Source organism: Marivirga sericea (assembly GCF_900177665.1).
GTDB classification, from domain to species: Bacteria; Bacteroidota; Bacteroidia; order Cytophagales; family Cyclobacteriaceae; genus Marivirga; species Marivirga sericea.
On record NZ_FXAW01000001.1, the window covers coordinates 865,583 to 890,927 of the forward strand.

The window sequence follows — 25,345 nt, forward strand, 5'->3', positions numbered from 1 at the left end:
CCGATGATAGCTGAATTTTAAACTTCAAATACTTCAAGCAGGAATTTAAAGTAATTGATTTATATATTACTATTACTGCTAAATAACTGTATAAATTGATAATTATTTCATTTAAGAACTTCAATGCATCAATTTGTATACCAATTCTTTCATTAGTTGTGCTTCTGCAATATTTGCAGTAACTCCCTTAAACATTAAGTCGGCTTGAAAAATGTGGGCTAAATTCTGAATGGTCTTATTCAAATTAAATCTTCTACTGGCTGCTAAGTAGTCTTTTGCAAAAAAGGGATTTACACCAGCTGCAGAAGCTACTCCTCGCTCGCTTTTGTCAGGTGAATGATGAATTAACAATACTTTAGCAAAAAAAGCATGTAGAAAAGCGATATTAACCACAGCAGGATGGTTTTTAGGATCCGAAGCAAAATAGTTAATGATCCTATTTGCTCGCAATGAATCACCTTTTATTATGGCATTTTGCAATTCAAAAATATTAAAATCTTTATTGATGCCAACATACTCTTGAACCAAGCCTTCATTAATCTCTGTCGGTTCAGAAAAATTCACTAATACTTTGTCTATTTCGTTGGAAAGCCTTTCTAAATTATTTCCAATGTATTCTGTTAAAAGTAATAGCGCTTGACGATTGATGCTATGCCCCTTTGACTTCACATAGTTTTGAATCCAGTCGGGTACTTTATTTTCATAGATTTTGTTAGATTCCAGCAGAACAGCATATTGATCAAGAGATTTAAGTATTTTCTTCCGTTTATCAAGCTTTTTATGCTTATAGCAGAAGACCAAAACAGTGGAAGGTTGAGGACTTTTTAAATAGTTTTCAAACATTGAAAAGTCAAAGTTACTTTCCGTAAATTCCCCTAGATTTTGCGCCTCCTTTACAATAATTACTTGCCTTTGCCCCATCATAGGAAAAGATCTTGAGGCTGAAACAACTTGATCTAGCTTTACATCCTTTCCATATAGCACTTGCTGATTAAAGCCCTTTTCAGCTTCATCCAAAGCATTTTTCTCAATGTAATTACTAATTAAATCAATGAAATAAGGCTCCTCCCCATGTAGAAAATAAACAGGCGCATAATTACCCCCCTTAAGGTCTGCCAATATTTGTTCTGCCGATTTTGCCATAAATTTGTAGTATTGGTGCGAATATAAACTTTACTTGCGGGAGTATCAAGTTGACAGTGTCAAGTAGTAAGAATTTGCTTCCATACTACGCAAGGCGAGAGTATCAATCAGTTTTAAACATAAATTTAGGATACTAGGAGGTACTATAAAAGCCAGCTTACAAGCTATAATAATTGCTACTTTAATAACCACAATAGAAACAAAAGAACATAATAGGTTTTTCGCTAAAGCGAAAATTTGTAGCGCAAGATGAACTTCTCTCCACCTTAATCACAATGTCAATATATTTCTACCCTGTTTCAACATACCTATTCCAGGACTAACCTTCGGCACTGACCTTAGTTCGCACTTCGAGCTTCTATCTTCTAACTTCTTTACTTTTCATCTCCTCTAATATGTGATAGACTGCTGGACAAACCTCTGCATTCGTGAAAGTCTTCTTTAATATTTGGTGCATTCTCTTTCGGTTGGTGTGTGGATACTCTCTACAAGCTGTTGGTCTATTTTTATAGACTATGCATTTATTGTCATATCCCAAAAATGGACAAGGAGAAGCGTTCAGGACATAATCTTGATCTTCATCTATATGCAAATAGGTTTCAATAAATTCAGGGACTTTCATTTTAAGCGCCTTTGAAACCCTTTCAATATCAGATTGCTGGAAAATAGGACTTGTAGTTTTACAACAATTTGCACAATCCAGACAATCCATTTTTTCAAAAACTTTAGCATCTAAGTCATGGAAATCGTCATCCAACTTTTTCTTTTTGCGCAATTGCTGGTAAAAAGCTTTGTTTTGACCAACGTAATCTATGCTGTTTTCTTTCCAATCATCATATAGTTCAATGCTCATATATAGTATTCCGTCTAAAACTGTATGGTTTCTAATCTAGCAGCTGAGCTACTTTAATAACTTTAAAATAGCAAAGCTAACAGATTTTATATTCCAATTTAATGTCAAAATTAGGCCTTATCACACCAAATAAATCCCATCTTCTTTAATCTGGATTTTCTTCTCTTTATACAAATGTCCAATCTGTCTTTTGAATTCCTTTTTGCTAAGCCCGTAAACGTCATAAATTTCATCCGGCTTTGATTTATCATGATAAGGCATAAAACCATTGTGGTCTCTGAGCAGCTCAAGGATTTCCTTTTGCTTCGTCTCTTTTTCTATCTTCCACTGTACATCCATTTTTCCATCAGCTCTGATGGACTTTATTTTACCTTTTCCCTCCATTCCGATATCTAAAGGATCGAAAACGGTATTTTCATAAACAAGGCCTTTATACTGCTGATTGATGACCACCTCATAACCTAAATCTGTGATTCTGTAAATCAACAAATCTACTTCCTGTCCCTCTTTCAAATCGACAGAACCCGTCTCTAGGAAAGATTCGATGTGCATAGAGGCTACAATTCGATCAGTTTTAGGATCTAAGGTAACATAAGCCACGATTAAATCACCAACCTCTAATTCATCTGTCTGCTCAGAAAATGGAATTAGCAGTTCTTTTTCTAGGCCCCAATCGACAAATGCTCCTACATTTGTTATTTGCATGACTTCAAATAATCTGGCTTGATGTAATTCAGCCAATGGCTTTAAAGTAGTGGCTATTGGACGCTGTGCGGAGTCTTTATAAACAAATACGTCTATTTCTTCACCTACATTCTGTGGGACATATTTATTGGGCAATAATACATCTTCTTCTCCATCGCTGAGATATAATCCTTGCGGAGATTCTCTCACAATCTTCAAGGTATTCCATTTTCCTAATGCTAACATGCACGCAAGTTAAGACGGTTTTAGCAAATTGTAAACAGTTGTGGTCCCGAAGTCGATAGCTTTTGGTAAATAAGCACTAGGGAATAGGTTCTAAGGGAGGAGTGTAAAGTAGGAAGTATTTGATCTAAATTGAGATTTTGAAATCACTAAATTCCAAAAAAATTTAATCAAATTTCCTTCTCATTCTAATGGTTTGTCCAAAGTCAATTTCTTGGAGTCCTAAGCACTCTGTTTCTCTACAGAATTCTAATTGAGATGATACTTTATAAATCAGGCCTAAATCAGCTGCGTAAACCTCTATTCTTTGATCGAAATTAGCAATAGAATCATTATTATCTTCTTGAATCACTTGCACAGTATTTTCATAGGTAGTACCATTTAGATCATAAGATTGGAAAGCTCTCAAGATCGTAAACTCATCTTCCTCAAATTCTTGGGGTTGGCCATTCCAGCTTTTACCCTCTCTAACAGGAAAGCTTATTTTTACTTCTTCTGAATTACCCAATTTTAAACTACCAAAACTAGAGGTTCGTTGCTTTACGATGGTTGACTCTACTTCTTTACTCCCATCCTGATTTATCCTATAACGATAGCCTTCTAATTTCACAGCATTTGTAGTGGCCACAAAATCCAACCATTCATCTTGGACAATGTAACGGCTAGTGTCGACAGTACCGTCTACATTGTAGTTAATTTCTTCCACTTCGAATCGTGCATTTTCCTGGAAATTGATCGGAAAAAACTGTAGTCCCAAAACTGCCTGATTTGGGGCTACAGTTGAATTTTCACAAGAGGTGAAAACTAGTAAGAGACTAAATAGAATTAGATAAAGCCTCATTTTTTATTTTTTGCTGATTGAAAGAGGAATGGATCCATCCACCGCCCACTACATCATCTCCTTCGTAAAATACCGCTGCTTGACCTGGAGCAATAGCTGGTATGCCATTTCCAAAAAATACTTTCATGGTATCTCCAACTTGTTCAATTACAGCCGGTGCGCCATCATCATTATATCTCACTTTAGTGACAGAATCAAGACGCTCGTCAAGAGAGGTATATTTGCTCATCACCAGATTTTTTACATACATGCCGTCTCTGGATAATTCATCAAATGTTCCTAGCACTACTCTATTCTTATCTTTCTGGATCTCCGTAACATAAACAGGGTAACCCAAAGCAATCCCTAATCCTTTTCTTTGCCCTACAGTGTAGAAAGGGTAGCCTTCATGAGTCCCTACAACGGTTCCGTCTTCTAAAACGAACTCCCCACCTTTCACTTCTTCTTCCAAACCTTCTACTCTCCTCTTCAAAAAGCCTCTGTAATCATTATCAGGTACAAAGCAGATCTCATATGATTCAGATTTATTCACCAATTCATAAAAGCCTTTATCTTCGGCCATTTTACGAATTTCAGGTTTGGTTAAATCACCTAAAGGCAGAATTGTGCGACTCAAACTCTCTTGAGAAACACCCCAAAGCGCATAGGACTGATCTTTATTCAAATCTTTCCCTTTGGAGATAATATATCTGCCGTTTTCTTCCCTAACCTTAGCATAATGACCAGTTGCAATATAATCACAGCCTAATTTATCTGCTCTTTGCAGTAAAGAATCCCACTTTATGTGCGTATTACATAGCACACATGGATTTGGCGTTCTCCCTGCTAAATATTCATCCGTAAAATGGTCAATTACGTAATCGCCAAACTCTTCCCGGATATCTAAAATATAGTGCGGAAAGCCCAGATTTACTGCTAAGTTTCGGGCATCATTAATGGAATCCAAGCTGCAACAGCCTGTTTCCTTTTTGGAACTGCCTGAAGAGGCATAATCCCATGTTTTCATAGTCATTCCTATGACTTCGTAGCCTTGTTCATGTAATAGAACGGCTGCCAATGAGCTGTCAATTCCACCGCTCATGGCTACTAGTACTCTTCCTTTTTTGCTCATAATTCACGTTTTCACAGGATTCACAGTCCTGCTTTGGTGATACATTTATTTCGAATAACCAACAATCTTTATTGGTTTAAAGTGCAAAGTTAATGAGAATTTAAATAAATCGTTAAAAAGAAGAAAATTTATGAAGAAAATTAAAACCAAATGATGGGGCCTTTGCGTTTGTATGTTATAACATTAAAAATATAATTATTTATATGACTCTACATACAACTGCATTAGCCCCTTTATTCAATAAAAAGGACATTTTTGGACGTCAAATCAATCTTGAGGATTATAAAGATAAAAAATTATTAATCGGTTTTTTCAGACACGCTGGTTGTCCCTTTTGCAATTTAAGAGTACATGCCTTAACAAAAGTACACGAAAAACTAAAAGCAAAAGGCTTAGAGATGATCTTTTTCTTTGAATCTAAAGAAAGTGTTTTGCTCAGAAGTAGTTTTCACCAAGAAGTATCTCCAATACCATTAATTTCAGATCCTGAAAAGGAAATCTATGCAAAATATGGATTAGAGGAATCTAAATCAATATCTACAAAAAGCCACATTACAAGTTTCATTCAAACTGCCATCAAGGCAAAACTGAATGGTGTTCCAATGCATATGCCTACAGAGCAAGAATCTCTAAATACAATTCCTGCTGAATTCTTAGTAGATAAAGGATTTAGGTTAAAGAAACTGCATTATTCTAAAAGCTTAACAGATCGATTGGATATTGAATTGATTGAAAAATTTGCTGACGATAGCAGCATTTTTGAGCACTATGAAAAAGAGATGGTATAAATACTAACTGGTTTTTTGTTCTTAGAAGCAATAATCTCTCAGCTTCTTTTTGAAAAGAGTAATTTACACTTAAATTCAAATAAAAATTGAACCATTATTAATTAATTTTTGTGTATAAAAACCTTATGTTTGAATTTGATCATCAGAAAAGCAATTCAAATAAATTAAAACATGGAATTAATTTTAGTGAGGCAAAAAGCTATGGAATGATCCTTCGAGGGTAGTTATTCCTGCAAAAAACATTGATGAAATAAGATATTTGCTAGTAGGGAAAATCAATGATGTTTTTTGGTCTGCAATTTTTACTTTTCGAAACGATAAGGTTAGGATTATTTCAGTTAGAAAATCTAGGGAAAATGAAAAAGACATCTATAAAAGCATCTGAATTTGATACTAAATTTGACAATGGAGAAGATATAACTGAATTTTTGGATTTAGAAAATGCCTTAAAACCTTCAAATAAGCCAAAAAGAGTTAGCATTGATTTTCCAGAATGGATGGTGACGGAGCTTGATAAGGTATCTAAAAGATTGGGAGTCACTCGACAAAGTGTTATTAAAGTTTTTATATCTGAAAAACTGAAGGAGAAATCATTGTAGAATATATTTCTACAATTTGTGCGTACTCGCTGCTCGATCGCAGTAATACTTCTTCGCAAGTGGTCAATTCAATTCTTTTCCTACTAGAAAAATAGAAATTCAAGTGGATCGTCATCTGTACTAAATCAATCCCATGAATTTCCTTAACTTTTAGGAAAAAAAGGGAATGTTCAAAAAACTAAAGCAATTAGGGCCGGGAATGATAGTTGCTGCAGCGTTTATCGGGCCCGGAACGGTCACAACAGCAAGTATAGCTGGTGCAGGTTATGGATATACACTTCTCTGGGCTATGTCATTTTCCATTTTGGCTACCATCCTATTGCAAGAAATGACTGCTCGCTTGGGAACTCAGGCTAAAATGGGTCTGGGAGAAGCCATTCGGTATAAGTCCACCAACAAATTTTTGAAATATTTGAGTTACGCATTAGTCATCAGTGCAATAGTAATTGGCAATGCCGCTTATGAGTCCGGAAATTTAGCGGGTGCCATTATGGGTTTTGAGGGTGTTCCTGAAGTATTTGGAATTAACCTGCTACTACTTTTCATTGGCATGTCCGCCTTTACGCTTTTGTTTCTGGGAAAGTACCAATACATAGAAAGATTTCTCATCCTATTGGTTAGCATTATGGGCATAGTCTTCATCTTTGCAGCCATCCTTTTGCAACCTTCATTTACTGAAATAATGAAAGGACTTTTCATGCCCGTCATTCCCGAAAAGGCCGCATTGATGGTAGTGGGTTTAATAGGCACTACAGTCGTTCCCTATAACTTATTTCTGCATGCATCCGCAAGTAAAGCTAAGTGGAGAACGGGCGATTCTCTTTCGCTTTCGAGATGGGACACTGTAGTATCCGTTAGTTTAGGAGGGGTGATTACAATGGCGATCATGATCACATCAGCAGTAGCTTTTAAAGGGAATCCGCAAGAAATAGATGGAATTACAGTCTTAGGAGCACAATTAAAACCCATTCTAGGAGATTGGTCAACTCCTTTTCTGGCCTTTGGATTTTTAGCTGCAGGATTTTCTTCCAGTATCACAGCTCCTTTGGCAGCAGCATATGCTACTTCGGAAATGTTGGATTGGAAGGACGGATTACGGAGCAAAAAATTTAAGATGATATGGATTTTGGTGTTAATGACAGGCATTATCATTGCCTCTATGGGTTTTCGACCCACCGCCTTAATACTATTTGCCCAAGTCACTAATGGACTACTGCTTCCCATCTTGGCTATCTACCTATTATGGATCATGAACGATAAAGCCCTGATGGGAAAACATGTGAATTCAAAACTCATTAACATTATGGGCGTTGTGGTTATTATTGTAACTTTAGTCTTAGGCCTAAAAAGTATTTTTTCAGCTCTTAGGATTATTTAATCTAAAAAATGAACTCAATAGACATTAACTGTGATTTAGGAGAAAGTTTTGGTCAATTTATAATGGGAAACGATGGTGCCATATTTCCCTACATCAGCTCCTGCAATATTGCATGCGGATTTCATGGTGGGGACCCCCTTCACATGGAAAACACCATTGAGAAAGCTTTGCACTTTAAGGTTCAAATTGGTGCACACCCCTCCTATCCGGATTTAGCAGGATTTGGTAGGCGAAAAATCATACTCTCCGATGAAGAATTAAAAGCTTCCATTAAATATCAAATCTCAGCGCTCATGGGCATGGTGAAAAGCCAAGGTGGTGAATTGAAATACGTAAAAGCTCATGGGGCACTTTATAATTCTATTGCCCATAATGAAAAAGAGGCAAAAACATTCTTACTAGCAGTAAAAGAACTTAACCCTGATTTAGCCATTCTGGGATTGGCAGGGAGTCCTTTTCAAGAAATTGCTCAAAATTCTGGGTTTAGATTTATAAAAGAAGGATTCTTGGACAGGCGCTATCTTGAAGATGGAAGTTTGATGCCGAGAAAAGAGCAAGGTGCAGTTTTAGAATCTGTTGATGACAGTCTGAATCAATTTACTGCAATAGCTCAGAAAAGAGAAGTGCAAACAGCAAATGGAAAACGCATCCCCATGAATGTGGATAGTTTATGTATTCACGGAGATAATCCCTTGGCAGAGAAAATATTAAAAGGTATTCGCCATTTAGATCTCCCCATCAAGGTTAAATGCGCAGCGCTATGATGAAGATTAGACCTTATGGGTCTCATGCCTTGCTCATTAATTTTGAGCAAAAAATAGACCTTGAAATTCATCATTTAGTCAAAGGCTATTTCAATGCTATAAGCGAATTTGAGGAGGTAAGTTATCAAATTCCTGCTTATTGTTCTATCACCGTAGTTTTTGATAAAAAAACCACAGATTATGAGCATTTAAAATCCAAAATTGAGTTGCTTGAGATAGAACCGTCCAAAACCACAGCAAAAACCACCACCATTGAAATCCCTGTATGCTACGAAGCAGCGTATGCACCCGATTTAGCTTCTCTTGCTCAGGAGTTAAATCTCAAGCCAGAAGAAGTTATCTCACTGCATACTGCTGAAACTTATGATGTATATATGATGGGCTTTCTGCCAGGCTTCCCCTACCTAGGAAAACTCCCAGTTGCTTTGGAATGTAAAAGGAAATCAACTCCAAGAAAGCAAGTAAAAGCAGGAAATGTGGGTTTAGCAGGACAACAGACTGGCATTTACCCGAGTGATGCACCAGGTGGCTGGCAACTGATTGGACAAACCCCGCTTAAAATATTTGATCCGCACAGGAAAGATGCCTTTTTACTGAAAATGGGAGACCGCGTGCAATTCAAATCAATAAATGCTGAAACCTACATAAAAATCAAGCAAGATGTCGAATGATTTAACCTTAACATTTTTAAAAGCCGGACTGCAGACCACATTGCAAGATAATGGAAGAAAGGGGTATCAACAGTTGGGTATTCCAAAAGGCGGGGCACTCGATCAGTCATCAGCTTCGATGGCAAACCATATTGTGGGCAACGAAAGTGATGAACCCTTATTAGAAATCACCATGGCAGGTCCAGAAATCCTTTTTGATTCAGATGCCATTATTGCTGTAACCGGGGCACATTTCGATGTCTACTCTGATAATGTTCTCATTGAAAATGACAAAGTTCATTATCTGGAAAGCGGAACAATGATTCGATTTGATAAATTGAATGCCGGCTGTAGAGCCTATTTGGCAGTAGCTGGCAATTGGAAGGTAAAAAAATGGAAAGACAGCGTCAGTCCGCTTTTACAAGTAGCCGAGGCCACTCCGAACAGCGTGATTAAAAAAGGCACTAAAATAAATATCAATTCATCTTACCTCAACCATACTAATCTGTGGGACAAAAAGATTCCTTATCCCGCATTATCCAATAAAGTGCGGTTGCGCGTATTAGTAGGGCCTGAGTTCCACAGCATTTCCAGACTCGCCATCGCCAATTTCTTCGGAAAGGGTCATAAGGTTTCAAATGATGCAAACCGTATGGGCTACCGATTAAGCAGTCAACTGGAAAAGGCAACTGAAATAAAAGAATTGATCTCTTCAGGGATTATTCCAGGTACTGTCCAGCTAACTGGCAGCGGCCAGCCTATCATCTTACTAAATGATGCTCAAACCACCGGTGGATACCCAAGAATCGCCAATATTATTGATGAAGATTTGGATCAGTTAGCTCAGCTCAAGCCTGGTGATGAGATTTGGTTTAGTTTGATATAGGTTCACACATTCACGAGTTTTTAGGTTGACATGTTTTGATGTAGGGTGATGGACGTATGAAGTGAGGGGATAAGTCAGTACCGTAGGTCGGACTTTGGTGGCGGCGGACGCTGGTGTAGGATGTTAGGTGTTTGTGGTAAGTTGGTATGATGATGTGCTAGACAGGTTGTAGCTACAGAAAAGCTGAAGAAAATCGAAAATGGTTTTTGAGCAACGAGAGGGTAGCTTTACATGCATTCGAAACTAAATCCCCATAAAGCTGAATAGATGCTCATTCACGATATTCACATCATATTTTTCGGTTGCCAAACGGTAACTCTCCTCCCCTTTTTCTTTAATTGAAGCTGGATTTTCAATAAATGACTGCATGGCTTTACCCAATGCATTTGTATCTTTCACTGGGATTAAATAACCATTTTTATCCCCATCTATGGTTTCCCTGCAGCCTGGATTATCAGTGGTAATAATCGGTTTTCCCATGGCAAGGGATTCCAAAATGGTGCGGGGAGTACCCTCCCGATAATAAGAAGGCAAAACAAATACCGAACAGTCTGCTAAGTACTTCCGGACATCAGACTGAAAGCCTAAATAGTCTATGATTCCGGCTTTATGCAATTCTTTAAGTTCTGTTTCTTCTAATGAATCGGGATTTCCCTCATCGGTCATGCCAATAAGCTGAAATTTTACTTCAGGATATTTTTGCTTTATATTTTTAGCAGCGGCTATATATTCATTCACTCCCTTAGCCCCTATCAATCGAGCAATTAGCAAGAACTTAATAGGATTAAGTTGGGGTTCCGCCTTTGGATAATGTGCTAAATCTACACCTGAACCAGCTGTAATAGTTTGGGCCGTATCTGCTTGTAAAAGTTGATGCTCTTTGAAAAATTGCTGATCATCCGGATTTTGAAAGGCAATAAAAGGGAGCGTTGAAAAGGCTTTTTTATAAAGCCTGAAAATCACTGAACGGACTAATTTTCTTTTAAAAGTATCGGCTTCCATACCAACATAGCCCAGACCGGTGATCCATGCCAATACTTTAGCTTTTTTAAGGCCTTTAGCGGCCCAACTGCCGTATATATTGGGTTTTATGGTGTAGGTGATGACTACCTCTGGCTGAAGCTCTTTAAAAAGCTTTTTAAGGAATTGTAAGGTGGCATAATCTTTTAATGGATTGAAGCCAGTTCTGCCTAAAGGCACCTGAATAAAATCAACACCTAATTCAGCCAAGATTTTTTCTGTTGCTTCATCATTGCCTGGGGCAAGTGCGATAACCTTATATCCTTTTCCTTGAAGGGCCGTAAGTAAGGGCTTTCGGAAGTTAATGACAGAAGGCAGGTAGCTGCCGAAGACAATGGCGGTGGGTTTGTGCATTTGTAAAATTAACCGCAAAGGCGCAAAGTCGCAAAGAATGGTTTAGAAAGATTATAGGTTCCGCTGTTCAACCTTCTCTTTGGTTTTGATTTGTTCCTGCATTTTCATTCTACTTTGCCACATAAACTTTTGATAAGCTCTTTTGACTTTCTCATCATAGGCAAAAGCCATGAGAAAAAGGAAAGGGAAGATAATGGCCCTATGACGTGCTATTAGACCAATATTATTTTCAAAAAGACCCACGGTGACCACGTATATAAAAACAAAGGCTAGTGTAAAGGTGGATAAGCGGTTGGTTAAGCTATCTTTCACAAATCTTACTACCGACTTTCGTTTCCAAAAAAGCAAAAAGAGTACTGCGTTTATCTCTATAGCGGAAGCAAAAGTCAAAATATTACGGATTTCCCACAAAAAGGGTCGGGCTAGCACATCCACTATTCCCTGAGGAATTGAACCAATACCACCAGATTTTTCATCTAATACACCAGTACCATATTCATTATTCCTGAGAGTGCCTGATTGAAGTTCTGTCAGTTCCTCATTGGAGAATTCCTCTACTCCCCATTGATCTGAAAGGTAATTGGCTAAAAAGATAATAATTACTAATCCCGCTGAAATTTTAAAGATTCGGAGCAGCCAACTGTCTTTCAGATTCAAAATAAAGAAGGAACCTAATGCCAAAACAGCTACGTAGGCAGTGGGAGGTCTGAAAGCGTAGAGAATAGCTAAGCCAATCATGATATAAATATAATTCAACTTCTTGTTGGTGATCCCCATACAAACTACACCCATTCCTAAAAACATAAAAGAATCTTTCCCGATAGTGGAGGTCCAGAACCAGAGGGCTGGGAAAAGCAAAATCCAAAATAAGAGATTCGCCTGGTCTAAAAAGAAGTAATTTTTACGAAACGCTTTAAACATTAAGATCAAACCTGCAAAGCATACCGCGCTAAAGAGAAGGTAAATACCAAACTCATTATCAAAAGTGAAAATCATAAAGAAGGCAGCAGGATAGGCCACAAAATTAGTGTAGAACAATTGACCATTTCGCCACATACTTTCAACATAAAAGGGAGAGAAATCAAAGTCGCGAAAATATTCTGCATATGCAGCAGCATAATTATCGTATATCCAGGCATCCACACCACCCCCACTAAAAAAGCGAGCATACACGATATAGCCGATCGTTCCTACTATTCTAAAGAACACCCCCCAATTGTAGCGTTTATTTAGTTTTGGCTGCTTTACAATATAAGACGACTTTAACCATTGAGCTAAGCCTACCAAAAGCAATATGGCAATAATAGCGCCCATTACTTCAGTACGGATTGATAAAAGGCCAGGGTTTCATGGGTCATACGGTCCAAATTGAAGTAATTCTTTAGTTTTTGATGTGCCTTGAGGCCAACTTCTTCTGCTTCAGTTGGGTTTTTAAGAATATGAGCTATTTTTTCTGCCAATGCACGGGTGTTATAAGGTTCAACCAGATAACCCGTTTCCCCCTCTTTCATTAATTCATTTCCGGCAGGAACATTCCAGGCTACTACGGGTTTTTTACAATTAAAAGCTTCCAAAAAAACGACTCCAAATCCTTCCGAAATAGACGGAACGGCTACTAGATCAGAATTATACATCCATTTGATGACTTCTTTGCTGTAGCCCGCAAAAAAGACATGTTCACTTAGTCCTTCCTTAGCTACTCTGGATTTTAACTGACCTTCAATTTCCCCACTGCCCGCAATGACTAAACCCGCTTTAGGAAGTTTCTCCATTAACAATTTGATGGCATCCAATAAATAATGATGGCCTTTGAAATTTATTAATCGACCGGCAATTACAATTTGTTGCTCGAATTTTCGGAATTGCCCATCCAGTAGTTGGTCGCTAGTAGGCTCAAAATCGAAACCATAGTGAATCATTTCCATTTTATTGGGTTTGGCAAGCCCGGTTTTGATAAAGAAATTTCGAAGCCCATGCGAAATAGTATAGGATTTCGTGCAAAGTCGTTCGGATAGTCTTGCCAAAAGGTAATAAGGCGTAATTCCTTGTTTGGAAGCATCGAAACCAAACTTAGCAGTGAAGCCGTTATCATAACCGTGCTTGGTACTGACCCATGGACAACCTACACCCCCCAGCAGGAGGCTAATTTTACTTAAATGGAAATCTGCATGAATCAAATGCGTATGCACCAAATCAAATTGACCTGCTTTCACCAACCGTTTTATCTGTTTTAAGCTTTTTAGTTTAGGATACTTCCCAATATTAATTTCATGGGTTTTAACCCCATAAATGTTTAATCTCTCAACAAAATCTCCTCCTTGTCCGCCCTGATAATTGGTATATAATCTCAGAAATTCGATCTTCACACCCTTCGCTAATAAGGCAGGAATAATTTTCAATTGAAAATTCTCCGCTCCAAAAATACCGCCTTCTTTTTGTATGAATAAAATCTTCATTAAATTAATAAATTCTTAAGCATTTCTGGATTATTGTATTTCTTGAACAAGACTTCAGCCTGATTTCTGGCAAAATTACCGAATTCGACTAGATTAGCATCATTTATCATCTTGAGAATAGCTTTTTTTATATGCTCTGTTGTATTTTCAAATAAAACAGCTTCTTTTCCTTCTTGCAAATAATTAGAGATCCCCTCTACATCAGAAGCTAGAATAGGTAAGCCACAAGCTTGAGCTTCCATAATGGAATAACAAATTGTCTCCCCTTCCGAAGCATGAATATAAGCATCTAGGGACTGGTAGAAATGGAGCAATTGATTTCTGTTGAGTAAGCCCACAAACTCTATCTCTTCATCAAGTTGATAATTGGTAACCATGGCCTTAAGCTCCCCTTCTTTTGGCCCTTTGCCTGCAATTTTCAATTGAACGATTTGTCCTTTTTGCTTAAGCGTCCTAATCGCCTCTATGATCAAATCATGACGTTTACCCTGAATTAAGCGTGCAGTAATACCCAAAGTAAAATGAGGATGGTCTAGCTTTTTATGAGCGGGTTTAAAAAAATGAATATCGACCGTTTTCGGAATAATATGAGTGTTCTTACCAAATCTAAGAAATGGAAATTGGCGCTTATTTTGTTCAAAATGTCCTTTATAAAAGTAAATCATCTTTTGAGCAAATAAATGATTAACCAAGGTGAAAAGCTTTTCAATTTTAGTTTTGTACGCTAAGGTCGTATGATCAAAAGCTATCACTTTCCAGTTTTTTATCAAGCCTAAAATAGTCAAAAAACTTAGACTAAAAGTATGCAGTAAAAGATATTGGATTTGATTCTCTTTTCTAAATTCTAAAACTTTCCCTAGAGCTTTTAAGTCAATCTTGCTTTGCTTTCGCTGATACCGATATGGAATTTGCTGTTCTTTGCAAAAGGCTTCCAGTTCCTTATCTAGCTCTTCTATCCCATAAAAAAAAACAAAATGTTCAAATTGCTTTTTCTGATCACTATTCACAAAGTTCATGAAATAGGTACCTAAGCCGCCTTGACCTGAGTATAAAATATGTAGAATCTTAATTTTCTGCATGCAATATTTTTCCCAGAAGCTTCAAAGATATAGATTCACGGCTATAAAAGAATCGATCAATCAATTTAGCCTGCTCGAGTTTGCTTGCGTTAAAAACCAACTCTTCTGCTGTAAATTGCCTGAAAGGTACTATTTTCACTTGCTCAATATCCTGCAAAGCTTCCTGCAAAGCTGAATAGAAAATAGTAAATAAAATAGTAGGTTTCCAATAAACAGCAGGTATCACCATGGTGGAATAAAAACCAAAACAGCCTATGGCTGATTGAATATAACGATTGAAATTATCCACTTTTCGTAAATAGACAATATTATCGTGCCGAGGAAGCCAGTCTGAATGATACGATTCAGGATGCAACTTGATGTACAATTTTGCATTTTTACTTAGACAAAAATCACTTAGCTTAAGGTAGAAAGCAATCATGCCTTCCTTACTTACTGTTTCCTCTCCAAAGCTATTCTCTGCAAATGCCTGATCGACGTGCAAGTAAAAATTTTCTTCGATTAAATCTTCTTCCTTTTTTAAATACTGCACCAATTCAGGACTTCCGATGTATTGAATCCTGTCCTCTCCTATTTTATCTAGTTCTTTATGGATAGTAGCATTGAAGGGTGAAAAACAGATGTATTGATCGGGCTTCTTGGCTTCAAAGGATAAATGCTTCGCGGCCCAGTAGGGGCCAATCTTTTGAGAGGCTTTGATAAATAGGCTGATAGGAAGTAACCAGGCTTTTTTAAAGCCTTCTAAGGAATTATTGATCCATCGAAAACTACTAAAACCACTACTGCTTTTGGCTAAATTATTTTGAGCGGCTAATTCTTTCTTTTTCCAGATTTTCTCTCGATTTCTATAGTCTTTGTAATTGGTGTAAATGCCGTGTTGCAATAGATAATTAGGGATTCCTTTTTGCTTTGCTACCAAATTGAGTGCGATGTTTAAACCGCTATCTACTGACATGAATACCAATTTGTCGGGTTTAATTGAATCTAATAAATGCTTAGCTGAGTTATAATCAGACCAATGAACAGTTCGGGCAAAATCTTTGACGTAGTTTTTTTGCTCTGAATCATAAGAGATTCCGGAAAGGAAGATGAACTCAAACTCCTCCGATAAGGTCTTGAAAGGGAGGATCCAATCTTCTCGGTGGGTGGGCCATATGACTAAAATCTTCTTCATCTTAGTTCACGCAGAGGGCGCAAAGTCTTAAAACGCAAAGAACGCTGAGATGAAAAATAGAATTCTTTGCGCTCTTTGCGTGTGTTTCCTCGGCGTTCTTTGCGTGAAACCTACAATAGTTCTTCAATGCTCATTTCTTTAGATATAATCCACTCAACGAATTCTCTAAAGGCACCCTCTCCCCCTTTTTTGTTCGTTACATAATCCACATGCTTTTTGATGTAGTCAGGAGCATTGGCGGGGGCAGAAGAGATACCGGCAGCTTTTAAAAGTTCCAAATCACCTATATCATCGCCGATGTAAGCCACTTCGGTGAGCTGAATTCCTAATTCATCGCATAACTTCTGAGCAACGGGCAGTTTATCGGCTATGCCCATAAATAAATGCTTGATTTTGAGTTTGTCGGCCCTCCTTTGTACGATTTGAGTGTCTTCACCTGTGATGATGCCTACTTCAATACTCAGCTTGCGAGCAAAGAGTACCCCTGCCGAATCGGAGGTATTAAATTTCTTCCATTCGTTGCCAGTCTGGTCGTAGTACATACCGCCATCGGTCCATACACCGTCTATGTCTGTTAGTATTAATTTTGGGAGCATATTGTTAGTTTCACGCAAAGGTCGCAAAGGTTTCTACGCAAAGAGCGCAAAGTATTATAAATTATTGACGACTCTGTGAATTTCGTTTTTTAGGATTTTTGAATTAAAGTTGATTAAAAGACCTAGTTTTTTATTTGATAACTTTAAATAGGTCAATAATTGAGAATAATGAACTGGCGCTAAATTTTCTACTGATTTTACTTCAATAATTACTTTATCTTCAACCAGTAAATCAACTCTGTAGCCAACATCCATTTTAATTTCTTTATATACAAAAGGCAAAGGAATCTGTTGCTTTACATCGAGACCAAACTCTCGTAAGTCATAAGCAAGGGCGGTTTCATAGGCAGATTCAAGCAAGCCCGGACCCACATTTCTATGCAACTCAATAGCAGTACCTATTAACTTATATGAAATTTTATTCTCTGTCATCTCTTTGCGGTCTTTGCGTATATTTTCTTCGCGATCTCTGCGTGAAACTACTTAGCCTGAACCTAGTCCACCATGCCTCTATAAATCACTTCATCCTTCGGAATGTCCTGCTTAAGCTTCTTCCCCACTACATGATCTTTTTGCGCCCACTTAAACCCATCTCCCGGGCTTAACATATGTAAATCTTCTTCTTTAACAATCTCTCCGGCTTTTAAGTCCCTTTTGGTGGCAATGGAACGTTCCAATTTTATCTTGGCCGCTTCTATTGATTCACTGGCTTCTTTCTTTCTCTCCCCTAATGCCATTTCCAAATTACGGATGTCGCGCACCATTCTATACATACCATCAGGTGCTAATGAGCCCTTTTGATCGGTCCCTTTCATGCTACGGTCTAAGGTGATGTGCTTTTCAATCACCTCTGCTCCCATGGCTACTGCAGCCGTAGGAATGGAAATGCCGATGGAATGATCGGAATAACCAATGGTATAATTGGGGTATCGCTCCTGCAAGTAGCTAATGCTTTTCAGGTTAATATTTTTGTATTCAGATGGATATTGCGACAAGCAGTGCAGAATCGTAATATTTTCATGATGCTTAGTAATCACTTCCAGCGCATTATCTATTTCCTGCACCCCGCCCATACCGGTAGAAAAAATAATCGGAATTTTAGTCTCTGCTAAAGCTTCTAGTAAAGGTAAGTTGGTAAGGTCTCGACTGGCCACTTTTAGGCGATCCGGAGTGAAATATTTTAGCATGGAAAGGCAGCCAATAGCGCATAAAGTTTCCACGAAATCCAAGCCATAGCCTTTGGCATACTGATACAACTCAAAATGCTGCTCATCATTGAGCTCCAAGGCTTCACGATGTTCTCCATAGGTTTTACCAAAGCTATTCGGATTATCATAAGGCTTAGCCATAGCTGAAGCAGATAGCTCTTCATTGAGGTCTCTCTTTGTGAGCTTTACTGCATCCCAGGGTTTTAAATGTTGCCCAAAGAGCGGGTCTACCACCTCTTTGGCTGCTTTGTCAATTAACAATTTGGCTATATCAACGGAACCGTTATGGTTTTGTCCGATTTCTCCTATTAGGTATGTACTCATCATGCTTATTTTTTGAACCGCTAAGGCGCTAAGACGCTAAGAAAATATTCCTAACCGCAAAGGCGCTAAGACGCGGAGTAAATTACTATTTAAAATTACTTTAATAGAAAGTGAATATAAGGGATTTTCTATCCCTGAAAAAAATAGTTAGTATTATAAAATCTTAAACTTTATACTTCTTTGCGCCTTTGCGTCTCCCGACTTTCAGTGCGGGACGGCTTCTGCGGTTAGTTTTTCACTTGCTGAACCGAGCAATCCCCTCACCCATCACTTTCTTAATCTCCGGATGTGCATCAGCAGTCTTCACAAGGTTTTCTAAAGAAAAATCACTTCCTTCCTTCTTGATAATCTGATAAAGTTGCTGCATATTCTTAAAATCTTCCGGGGTATCAATGGTAAAACGGAGATCATCTCTATTTCTAATGACCTTAGGAGCTTCTAATAATTTCACTTTAAATTTCTCCGGGTAATCGTAAATATAATTGGTGACATGCTCCCTGTAGAAAGCTACTTCTGGATGATTTGCTGTTTCTTGATGCGCTTTGAGCAAGGCCTCTCTGCTGACCACTTCAGCAAATACCCCCCAATGGGTTTTAATAGCTGGAATGCCATGATGATTGGAAAAAGAAATATAATCAACTCCCTCTTCCATTTTTGTAATGAATTCTTGTATCGATACTACATCCAGAAAGGGATTATCAGAACAAATACGAACGATATAATCTGCTTGGGTGGCCGCAATGAATCGTTCAAGCACATCATTTTCCGAACCTCTATAAAGCTCGATTTGATTCTTTTCTGCGAACTTTTCTATGGCGCCATCTTTAGGATTAGTGGTGGTTGCTATCTTCACGGGGAAACTTAATTCCTTGAGTGATTGTAGCTGCAGCTTCAATATACTTTCACCTTCTACAAAATCAAGCAACACTTTGCCTGGCATACGGGTGGAGGAAAGACGGGCTTGGATTATGATTTTAATTTCCATGCATTATGATTTAGACCAGAAACTTAAATACTCCAAAGCGACTTTATCCGCGTCATGATATTTCTCAACAAATTCTCGACTTTTTATTCCTAAATCAAATATTGTAGGCTTTAGATCTAAAATCTTCTCGATTTCAGCTTTAATAGATTCTTTATCGGGCCTAATATTAATAACAGGGCATTCTTCTACTTCTATTGCGGACAAGGCTTCCTTTTCTGCTCCACTCATCACTATTTTCCCTTTTGCCATTGAATATAATGCATTCATTCCATAGGAATAACTGTTTACTTGATCTACCACTACGTGTGTTTTATCAAGAACTTTCAAATACTCATTTATTGGCATTTTATCGCTGATATTAAATTCTAAATCATTAGGATATTTCTTTGTCATATCTGAAAAAGCCTCGGTAATAATTCTAGTTCCCTTGAAACCATAACGATTCAAACCATGAAAAAAAACAAGTTTTTTATACGGTTTAACTTTTTCAACTAACTCTTCCTTAATAGTTAACGGTAGAGGTACAGTCTTAACTTTATCGCTAAATTCTTTCCTGTACCCTCCTTCATAATCGTACATTACTGGGATAATTCCGTCAACTTGCTTTGCAATGAACCTATTAAAATCAAATGCTTCCTGACTAATTTTGAAATCAAGAAATCTATTCCAATCAAATTTCCTCATTTCTTCATATGGCGTATAATTCATATACTCCTTGGAGTATTTCCAAAAATATGAATCCATTGAAGACGCACCTAAAAAAGATTTTCCATTATTATTAAATAGAATTTTGTAAAATATTTTACTAGGAAAGTACTTTAAGTAGAATGTAAATGGATCAATCAACTGTATAATATCAAAACCAGTTAATTTAGAAAGCAGATTAAAGGGCTTTAAACGATCATAAAAAACTCTTTTATAACCTGTTTTTCTATGATTGAGGTTAATATCAAAGCTAAAATTACGCCAATCAGCAGAAGATGACGCAATAGTAACTTCATGTCCTGCATTCATAAGACCATTTTTTAAATTAATACCTAGACCGCTAAAGTCACCTAACAACAGTATTTTCATACCCAAATCTTAAGCAAAAAAATCACTAATTATTTTAGTTATTTGCTTAGTTTGGCTCTTAGTCATCCCAGGCCATAATGGTAAGCTCAAACTTGAATCTGCCAGTTCTTCAGCAATCGGAAAATCACCTATTGTACATCCCCATTTCTTATACGCTTCTTGCAAATGAGGAGGGACAGGATAGTGTATCAATGTACCAATTCCTTTTTGAGCAAGATATTCTTTTAGCTCATCTCTACGTTTAGTTTTAATAACAAAAAGATGAAAGGAATGAGTAGCTTTCGGTAAAATAACAGGAAGTTCTATTTCTCTCAAATTTTTAAGACTTTCAAAATACCAATTGGCAATCTCTTGTCTTTTTCTAGTCCATTTCTCAATATATTTTAACTTAACTGAGAGTAACCCTGCTTGCAGTTCATCAATTCGCATATTAAAGCCAGACTCTTCATTATAATATTTTGTATTAGACCCGTAATTTCTCAAGGTCTTAACTTTTGTAGCAAAATCAATATTATCCGTTGTTACTGCACCAGCTTCTCCTAAAGCTCCTAAATTTTTACCAGGATAAAAACTAGTGGCATTCACGTCACCCCAACTCCCTGTCTTTTTATTATCATAATGGGCACCATGGGCCTGGGCATTATCTTCAACCACATACAAGTTGTGTTTTTTAGCAATGCCAGTGATTTTATCCATTTCACAGGGTTGGCCAAATAGATGAACTGGCATAATAGCTTTAGTTCTTTCCGTGATTTTTTCTTCTATGAGATCGGGATCAATATTAAAGGTTTCTCTATTAGGTTCCACTAAAACCGGAGTTAATCCATTGTGCGTGATAGAAAGCATTGAAGCAATGTAGGTATTTGAGGGCACAATCACTTCATCTCCCTTGTTTAAGTTTAGGCACCTTAATGCGAGTATCAATCCATCTAGTCCATTACTAACCCCAACAGCATGATTAACATTGCTCCATTTTGCAAAATCCTGTTCAAATTGCTTGGTAAATTCTCCCAAAACGTACCAGTTTGAATCATAAAATTTTTCAAATGTTTCTTGCATTTCGCCTTTGATAGCAGGATGCATTCCTTCAAAAGAAAAGAAAGGAATATTCATTAATTATTTTTTTGTGGGTTCATTAGCAGTATTAAAAGCATACTGTTCGCCAGTTTTTTTATCGATTAAATCCAAGTTAAGTGTAACACCTTCTTTGGTGACAAATCCTACTTGTTTTGCTGGGTTTCCTAACCATAAAGTAAAATCAGGAACATTTTTTGTAATGACACTGCCAGCTCCAATTAACGCAAACTTTCCAACTATTACATTGGCCAAAATGGTCGAATTCGCTCCAATGGAGGCTCCTTCCTTTATAATAGAGGAGACAAATTTTTCAGGATATTGTTTTGACCTAGGGTAAATATCGTTCACAAAGGTCACATTGGGTCCAATAAAAACATCATCCTCAATAGTAATTCCATCCCAAATATAAACGCCACTTTTTACAGTCACATTATTCCCGATGACTACCTCATTTTCTATAAAACAGTGACAGTTGATATTACAATTTTGACCTATTTTGGCTTCCTTTAAAATTATAGAATATTGCCAAACATACGTGCCTATTCCAATTTTATCAGATTGTACGTCAGCTGTCTTGTGTATCATCTACATATTTTTTAAAGTCATTATAATCACGAATATAATCCTTTTCATTGTATTCATGTGAAGCCAATACGAGACATACCGAACCTGAAGAGAAATTAATTTCAGATGCCCATATGCCTGGCGGAATATGTAAACCTATAGTCGGTCTATTTAGGGAAACTACTTTTTGTACTTTTCCATCATCTATCAATACCTCATAAGCACCACTTGCCGCAATTAGAAATTGATGACACTCCTTGTGTGAATGGGCTCCACGCGACTCACCGCCAGGAATATCATATAAATAAAAAATTCTTTTTACCTCAAAAGGGATTTCCTTTAACCCATTAACTACAGTTATGTGACCTTGTCGGTCTCCCAACTGAGGCAAATGTATCATCTGACAATCAAAAACACTCGGTTTATTCATTTTTTTAATGACAATTTCTTAAACAAGTTGAATTTCCTGATATAATCAGAGGCTTCAAATTCAGTACTTGATAAATGCAAGCTTAACGCATTTGTAGAAAAGTTTTCCATATGACGCCATGTTAACGCAGGGAGATACAAACCATAATAAGATCTATTTAAGGAGTACTTATCAAGCTCGCCATTCGCGTTTTTTATTATTACATCAAAACTACCACTTAAAGCAATGATCACTTCCTCTTGCTCTCTATATGCATGACCTCCCCTAGTTTCTCCACCAGGTACATCATAAGTCCAAAAAACTCTTTTGATCTCAAAAGGAATTTGATCTGGCTTTTGAAGAAAAGTTAGATTACCTCTAGGATCTTCAATTTTAGGAAAGTGTAATAATTCCATTGAAATGTCTATTAGTCTAATTTAATATAAATTCTCTGTATACTTTCTCGTAATCTTTATTAATCTCCACCCAATCAAACGGTAAAGCAGAATCAATAATTTCACTCTTCTTTAGCTTAAGCTTTAAAATCTCAATGATTCTAGCAAAAAATATATCTTTATCTCTTGGTGCGGTAAAGAACCCCTTAATTCCCTTTAAATTAGATGTCGCCTCCAAATCCTGAAAACATAGGGTAGGTGTTCCAACAGAGGCTGCTTCAATAAACATTCTTCCAAATGCTTCAGACATGCTTACCACACAAACCAAATCAGCATTTTTATAAAAAAAAGGCATATCAGCATAGTCAATGTCACCTAAAAAAATAATTCTTTCAGAAAAACCTAGTTTTTCTGAAGTAGTAATTAAATCATTACGTAATGGACCATCACCACAGACTACCAATTTTATATTTTTGGGTAATAAGTCCAAATTTTCAACTAAAAAGGTCAAATTTTTTCTCTTTGTTAGGCTACCAGCGAACAACAAATATTTATAATCTTTATTGCTAAATACACTACAATTTTTTGAATATTTCAAATCAGCATTCCCTGACATATTAAACCCGTTAGTGATTACAGAAATATCATTATTGAAACCAAGTTTATAGATATCATTTTGAAGTTCTTTACTTATTACAGTAATAAGACCATCAGATTTTGCAATAAGTTTTAACAAAAGTTGATATTTCAATTTATTTAATGGATATCGAAAGTGTAGTGTAACAATAAATTTCTTTTTTTTATCGATAATTTTCAAAAGGTATGGAATAATATTATCATCTAAGCTGTGAATATGGATAATATCTATTGCCTTTTTTGTTAAAATAATAGAAAGAGCATCTGCTTTGACTAAATTACCGAAGATAACCTTAAATCCCTTTGCACCATCAAGATTTAAAAAAAATTTGAAATACTTAATAAACAAAATAAATCCATTACAAATGGCCTTTATATAGTTGACATGATTAAGTGCATTTATTATCTCTAACTTATTCTTTTTGTAATTTTTCCTATGTCCAGAAAATAAAAAAACATTATGATGTCTTTTAATCTGCACTTCATTTAATTCATATATTGTTTGAGAAAAGCCTGATTTTTCAAAAATATTAGCTTCAGGTAGCCGAAAATAAGGGACAACTCGTAAAATATTCATATTTAATACTTATGAAATTAAAACTTTCAAAAAGCTCTTAAGCCCATATTGATTGAGTTGAAGAAATGAAAGCGATTGCAAAAAGTTGGGAATAGACTTACCTAAATTATATTTCTTCAAATAAGCCTTCGATAACATGATATAGGTCTTACAAATTTTGGTTTTAAGATAAGTTTTATATCTATCATCAGTAACCGATAACATTTGTTTGTAAGAATGAAGCATTTGCTGAAAACGGTAAACATCGTCTTTCATAGAAAAAACACCCCCCTGATGAACTCTTCTAACAGATGGATTAATATCGTGTTGAAAGATAGCTTTTCCTTGATGACCTAATATTGACCACAAAAAAGTATCTGCATTTTTAACTTTATTAAAATTATCAGGAAGTGTAAAATTGTTTTTAAAACAAGAGGTGGCAGTTGGTATATAAATACCTGCCGCAAGCCATTTTTGATCAACAGTCTTATCTGATTTCAAGTCACCGTAGAAAACCCTTTCATTTTTAAGGTGCTTCAAATCATAATTAACCGATTTATGAAAACTAATCACATACTCAGAGTTATTCTCCAAAAAGTCAACCTGTTGTTGTAATTTCAGAGGATCAGTCCAATAATCATCCCCGTCGCACAATGCAATATATTTTCCAGAACAGCGCTCGAGCAGATCAATAAAATTGGGCATCATCCCAATATTCTCTTTTCGCTTAATATAGGTGATCCAATGACCATTAGGATGGTTTGCCATCATCTCTTCGACAATTGCACTGGTATTATCAGGAGAACAATCATCGCCAATCAATAAATTTACCTTAAAATCAACCTCCTGATTCAAAACTCCTTCTATAGCTTCTTTAATATAAGCCTCATGCTTATATGTCACTATACAAACAGAAACCATCACCTTTTCTTCTTCAATCATTAGCTTTCAGCTGTTCTGCTTTCTGAATAAGATCTCTTTTTCTTTCTTTGATAAATTTTACAGGAGAACCAATATAAACCCCCCAGTAATCTAAACTTTTCACTACCAAAGACAGAGCACCTACAGCAGTACCTCGTCCTACAGTTACACCTGGTAGAATAACAGAGCCTGCACCTATGAGAGAAAACTCTTCGAAGATTACAGGTCGATGATCTACATCTTTATATTGGTCAGGTATTGTTGGGCCCACCAAATACTCTCCACTGTAATTATCACTGCTAGAATAAACAGCTGATTTGGAACTGATCCCGACATAATCTTGCACATCAATTAATTCTTTTCCAATTAGCGAGACATAACAAGCAATATGAACATAATTCCCTATGCTTATTCCTTTTTCTCCTGCAGACAGTATGCAAAAATCATCTATTCTTACATTCGATCCAATTTGAATGTTTTTAGGATTATAAATAGATACTTTATCGGAGATCATTACGTTCTCACCTAATGATTTAAATCCAATCTCATTGAGTTTTTCCGTTGATAAAAATGCCAT

The 25,345-nt window shown here is 36.6% G+C and carries 29 protein-coding genes; 7 read left to right on the forward strand and 22 right to left on the reverse strand.

Going from position 1 to position 25,345, the window contains the following annotated elements; translation table 11 throughout:
* Nucleotides 1-120: 120 nt before the first annotated feature.
* From holA to mnmA, 5 genes are all read right to left on the reverse strand, one after another.
* On the reverse strand, nt 121-1,143 hold the full coding sequence (gene holA / locus B9Y84_RS03425) for a DNA polymerase III subunit delta (protein WP_085515686.1): 1,023 nt from the start codon (nt 1,141-1,143) through the stop codon (nt 121-123).
* Nucleotides 1,144-1,501: 358 nt separating this feature from the next.
* Entirely contained in the window at nt 1,502-1,996 is a 495-nt protein-coding gene (locus B9Y84_RS03430; protein WP_085515687.1) for a YkgJ family cysteine cluster protein, read from the reverse strand.
* Nucleotides 1,997-2,116: 120 nt separating this feature from the next.
* Complete coding sequence (locus tag B9Y84_RS03435; RefSeq protein ID WP_085515688.1) at nt 2,117-2,926, reverse strand: CvfB family protein; 810 nt, start codon at nt 2,924-2,926, stop codon at nt 2,117-2,119.
* 163 nt (nt 2,927-3,089) lie between these two features.
* Nucleotides 3,090-3,764, reverse strand: coding sequence for a hypothetical protein (locus B9Y84_RS03440; RefSeq protein ID WP_085515689.1), 675 nt, complete (start codon nt 3,762-3,764; stop codon nt 3,090-3,092).
* Complete coding sequence (gene mnmA / locus B9Y84_RS03445; RefSeq protein ID WP_085515690.1) at nt 3,739-4,875, reverse strand: tRNA 2-thiouridine(34) synthase MnmA; 1,137 nt, start codon at nt 4,873-4,875, stop codon at nt 3,739-3,741. The genes B9Y84_RS03440 and mnmA overlap by 26 nt, the downstream gene beginning before the upstream one ends.
* A 203-nt stretch (nt 4,876-5,078) precedes the next feature.
* Here mnmA and B9Y84_RS03450 point away from each other — a divergent pair, with 203 nt between their 5' ends.
* The 7 genes from B9Y84_RS03450 to B9Y84_RS03480 all read left to right on the forward strand — a co-directional run bounded on the left by B9Y84_RS03450 (nt 5,079) and on the right by B9Y84_RS03480 (nt 9,940).
* Nucleotides 5,079-5,663, forward strand: a complete 585-nt coding sequence (locus B9Y84_RS03450; protein ID WP_085515691.1) for a redoxin domain-containing protein — start codon at nt 5,079-5,081, stop codon at nt 5,661-5,663.
* A 250-nt stretch (nt 5,664-5,913) separates the two neighbouring features.
* Nucleotides 5,914-6,048, forward strand: coding sequence for a BrnT family toxin (locus B9Y84_RS21030; RefSeq protein WP_394334686.1), 135 nt, complete (start codon nt 5,914-5,916; stop codon nt 6,046-6,048).
* Nucleotides 6,020-6,262, forward strand: a complete 243-nt coding sequence (brnA, locus tag B9Y84_RS03460) for a type II toxin-antitoxin system BrnA family antitoxin (protein ID WP_221406407.1) — start codon at nt 6,020-6,022, stop codon at nt 6,260-6,262. Before B9Y84_RS21030 ends, brnA begins: the two co-directional genes overlap by 29 nt.
* 166 nt (nt 6,263-6,428) lie before the next feature.
* The gene (locus tag B9Y84_RS03465; RefSeq protein WP_085515692.1) at nt 6,429-7,640 is read left to right on the forward strand and encodes an Nramp family divalent metal transporter; all 1,212 of its coding nucleotides are present in this window, start codon (nt 6,429-6,431) and stop codon (nt 7,638-7,640) included.
* Between the two features lie 8 nt (nt 7,641-7,648).
* Nucleotides 7,649-8,404 (forward strand): 5-oxoprolinase subunit PxpA, encoded by a 756-nt coding sequence (locus tag B9Y84_RS03470; protein WP_085515693.1) that lies wholly within the window; start codon nt 7,649-7,651, stop codon nt 8,402-8,404.
* Complete coding sequence (gene pxpB, locus B9Y84_RS03475) at nt 8,401-9,075, forward strand: 5-oxoprolinase subunit PxpB (protein WP_176223697.1); 675 nt, start codon at nt 8,401-8,403, stop codon at nt 9,073-9,075. The genes B9Y84_RS03470 and pxpB overlap by 4 nt, the downstream gene beginning before the upstream one ends.
* Complete coding sequence (locus B9Y84_RS03480; RefSeq protein WP_085515695.1) at nt 9,065-9,940, forward strand: 5-oxoprolinase subunit C family protein; 876 nt, start codon at nt 9,065-9,067, stop codon at nt 9,938-9,940. The genes pxpB and B9Y84_RS03480 overlap by 11 nt, the downstream gene beginning before the upstream one ends.
* Nucleotides 9,941-10,183: 243 nt before the next feature.
* Here the strand turns inward: B9Y84_RS03480 and B9Y84_RS03485 are convergent, their stop codons facing one another.
* From B9Y84_RS03485 to B9Y84_RS03565, 17 genes are all read right to left on the reverse strand, one after another.
* Nucleotides 10,184-11,314, reverse strand: coding sequence for a glycosyltransferase family 4 protein (locus tag B9Y84_RS03485; RefSeq protein WP_085515696.1), 1,131 nt, complete (start codon nt 11,312-11,314; stop codon nt 10,184-10,186).
* 51 nt (nt 11,315-11,365) lie between these two features.
* Nucleotides 11,366-12,628 carry a hypothetical protein gene (locus B9Y84_RS03490; protein WP_085515697.1) on the reverse strand — a complete coding sequence of 421 codons (1,263 nt, stop codon included), beginning with the start codon at nt 12,626-12,628 and terminating at the stop codon, nt 11,366-11,368.
* On the reverse strand, nt 12,628-13,770 hold the full coding sequence (locus B9Y84_RS03495) for a glycosyltransferase family 4 protein (protein ID WP_085515698.1): 1,143 nt from the start codon (nt 13,768-13,770) through the stop codon (nt 12,628-12,630). The genes B9Y84_RS03490 and B9Y84_RS03495 overlap by 1 nt, the downstream gene beginning before the upstream one ends.
* Nucleotides 13,770-14,849: a glycosyltransferase family 4 protein gene (locus B9Y84_RS03500; RefSeq protein ID WP_085515699.1), complete on the reverse strand. Its 1,080-nt coding sequence runs from the start codon at nt 14,847-14,849 to the stop codon at nt 13,770-13,772. Before B9Y84_RS03500 ends, B9Y84_RS03495 begins: the two co-directional genes overlap by 1 nt.
* The gene (locus B9Y84_RS03505) at nt 14,836-16,023 is read right to left on the reverse strand and encodes a polysialyltransferase family glycosyltransferase (protein WP_085515700.1); all 1,188 of its coding nucleotides are present in this window, start codon (nt 16,021-16,023) and stop codon (nt 14,836-14,838) included. Before B9Y84_RS03505 ends, B9Y84_RS03500 begins: the two co-directional genes overlap by 14 nt.
* A 110-nt stretch (nt 16,024-16,133) precedes the next feature.
* The gene (locus tag B9Y84_RS03510) at nt 16,134-16,619 is read right to left on the reverse strand and encodes a KdsC family phosphatase (protein WP_085515701.1); all 486 of its coding nucleotides are present in this window, start codon (nt 16,617-16,619) and stop codon (nt 16,134-16,136) included.
* A 54-nt stretch (nt 16,620-16,673) separates the two neighbouring features.
* Nucleotides 16,674-17,051, reverse strand: a complete 378-nt coding sequence (locus tag B9Y84_RS03515; protein WP_085515702.1) for a GxxExxY protein — start codon at nt 17,049-17,051, stop codon at nt 16,674-16,676.
* Nucleotides 17,052-17,113: 62 nt separating this feature from the next.
* Complete coding sequence (locus B9Y84_RS03520) at nt 17,114-18,154, reverse strand: N-acetylneuraminate synthase family protein (protein ID WP_085515703.1); 1,041 nt, start codon at nt 18,152-18,154, stop codon at nt 17,114-17,116.
* 232 nt (nt 18,155-18,386) lie between these two features.
* Nucleotides 18,387-19,136 (reverse strand): cytidylyltransferase domain-containing protein, encoded by a 750-nt coding sequence (locus tag B9Y84_RS03525; RefSeq protein WP_085515704.1) that lies wholly within the window; start codon nt 19,134-19,136, stop codon nt 18,387-18,389.
* Nucleotides 19,137-19,139: 3 nt separating this feature from the next.
* A complete protein-coding gene (locus tag B9Y84_RS03530) occupies nt 19,140-20,210 on the reverse strand; it encodes a glycosyltransferase (protein ID WP_085515705.1) in 1,071 nt (356 codons plus the stop codon).
* Between the two features lie 9 nt (nt 20,211-20,219).
* The gene (locus tag B9Y84_RS03535) at nt 20,220-21,323 is read right to left on the reverse strand and encodes a DegT/DnrJ/EryC1/StrS family aminotransferase (protein WP_085515706.1); all 1,104 of its coding nucleotides are present in this window, start codon (nt 21,321-21,323) and stop codon (nt 20,220-20,222) included.
* 3 nt (nt 21,324-21,326) lie between these two features.
* Nucleotides 21,327-21,872: an acyltransferase gene (locus B9Y84_RS03540; RefSeq protein ID WP_085515707.1), complete on the reverse strand. Its 546-nt coding sequence runs from the start codon at nt 21,870-21,872 to the stop codon at nt 21,327-21,329.
* The gene (locus tag B9Y84_RS03545) at nt 21,853-22,281 is read right to left on the reverse strand and encodes a sugar 3,4-ketoisomerase (protein WP_085515708.1); all 429 of its coding nucleotides are present in this window, start codon (nt 22,279-22,281) and stop codon (nt 21,853-21,855) included. The genes B9Y84_RS03540 and B9Y84_RS03545 overlap by 20 nt, the downstream gene beginning before the upstream one ends.
* On the reverse strand, nt 22,278-22,676 hold the full coding sequence (locus tag B9Y84_RS03550; protein WP_085515709.1) for a sugar 3,4-ketoisomerase: 399 nt from the start codon (nt 22,674-22,676) through the stop codon (nt 22,278-22,280). The genes B9Y84_RS03545 and B9Y84_RS03550 overlap by 4 nt, the downstream gene beginning before the upstream one ends.
* Nucleotides 22,677-22,692: 16 nt before the next feature.
* The gene (locus tag B9Y84_RS03555) at nt 22,693-23,868 is read right to left on the reverse strand and encodes a glycosyltransferase family 4 protein (protein WP_085515710.1); all 1,176 of its coding nucleotides are present in this window, start codon (nt 23,866-23,868) and stop codon (nt 22,693-22,695) included.
* 9 nt (nt 23,869-23,877) lie between these two features.
* Nucleotides 23,878-24,789 (reverse strand): glycosyltransferase family 2 protein, encoded by a 912-nt coding sequence (locus tag B9Y84_RS03560; RefSeq protein ID WP_085515711.1) that lies wholly within the window; start codon nt 24,787-24,789, stop codon nt 23,878-23,880.
* A complete protein-coding gene (locus B9Y84_RS03565; protein WP_085515712.1) occupies nt 24,782-25,345 on the reverse strand; it encodes an acyltransferase in 564 nt (187 codons plus the stop codon). The genes B9Y84_RS03560 and B9Y84_RS03565 overlap by 8 nt, the downstream gene beginning before the upstream one ends.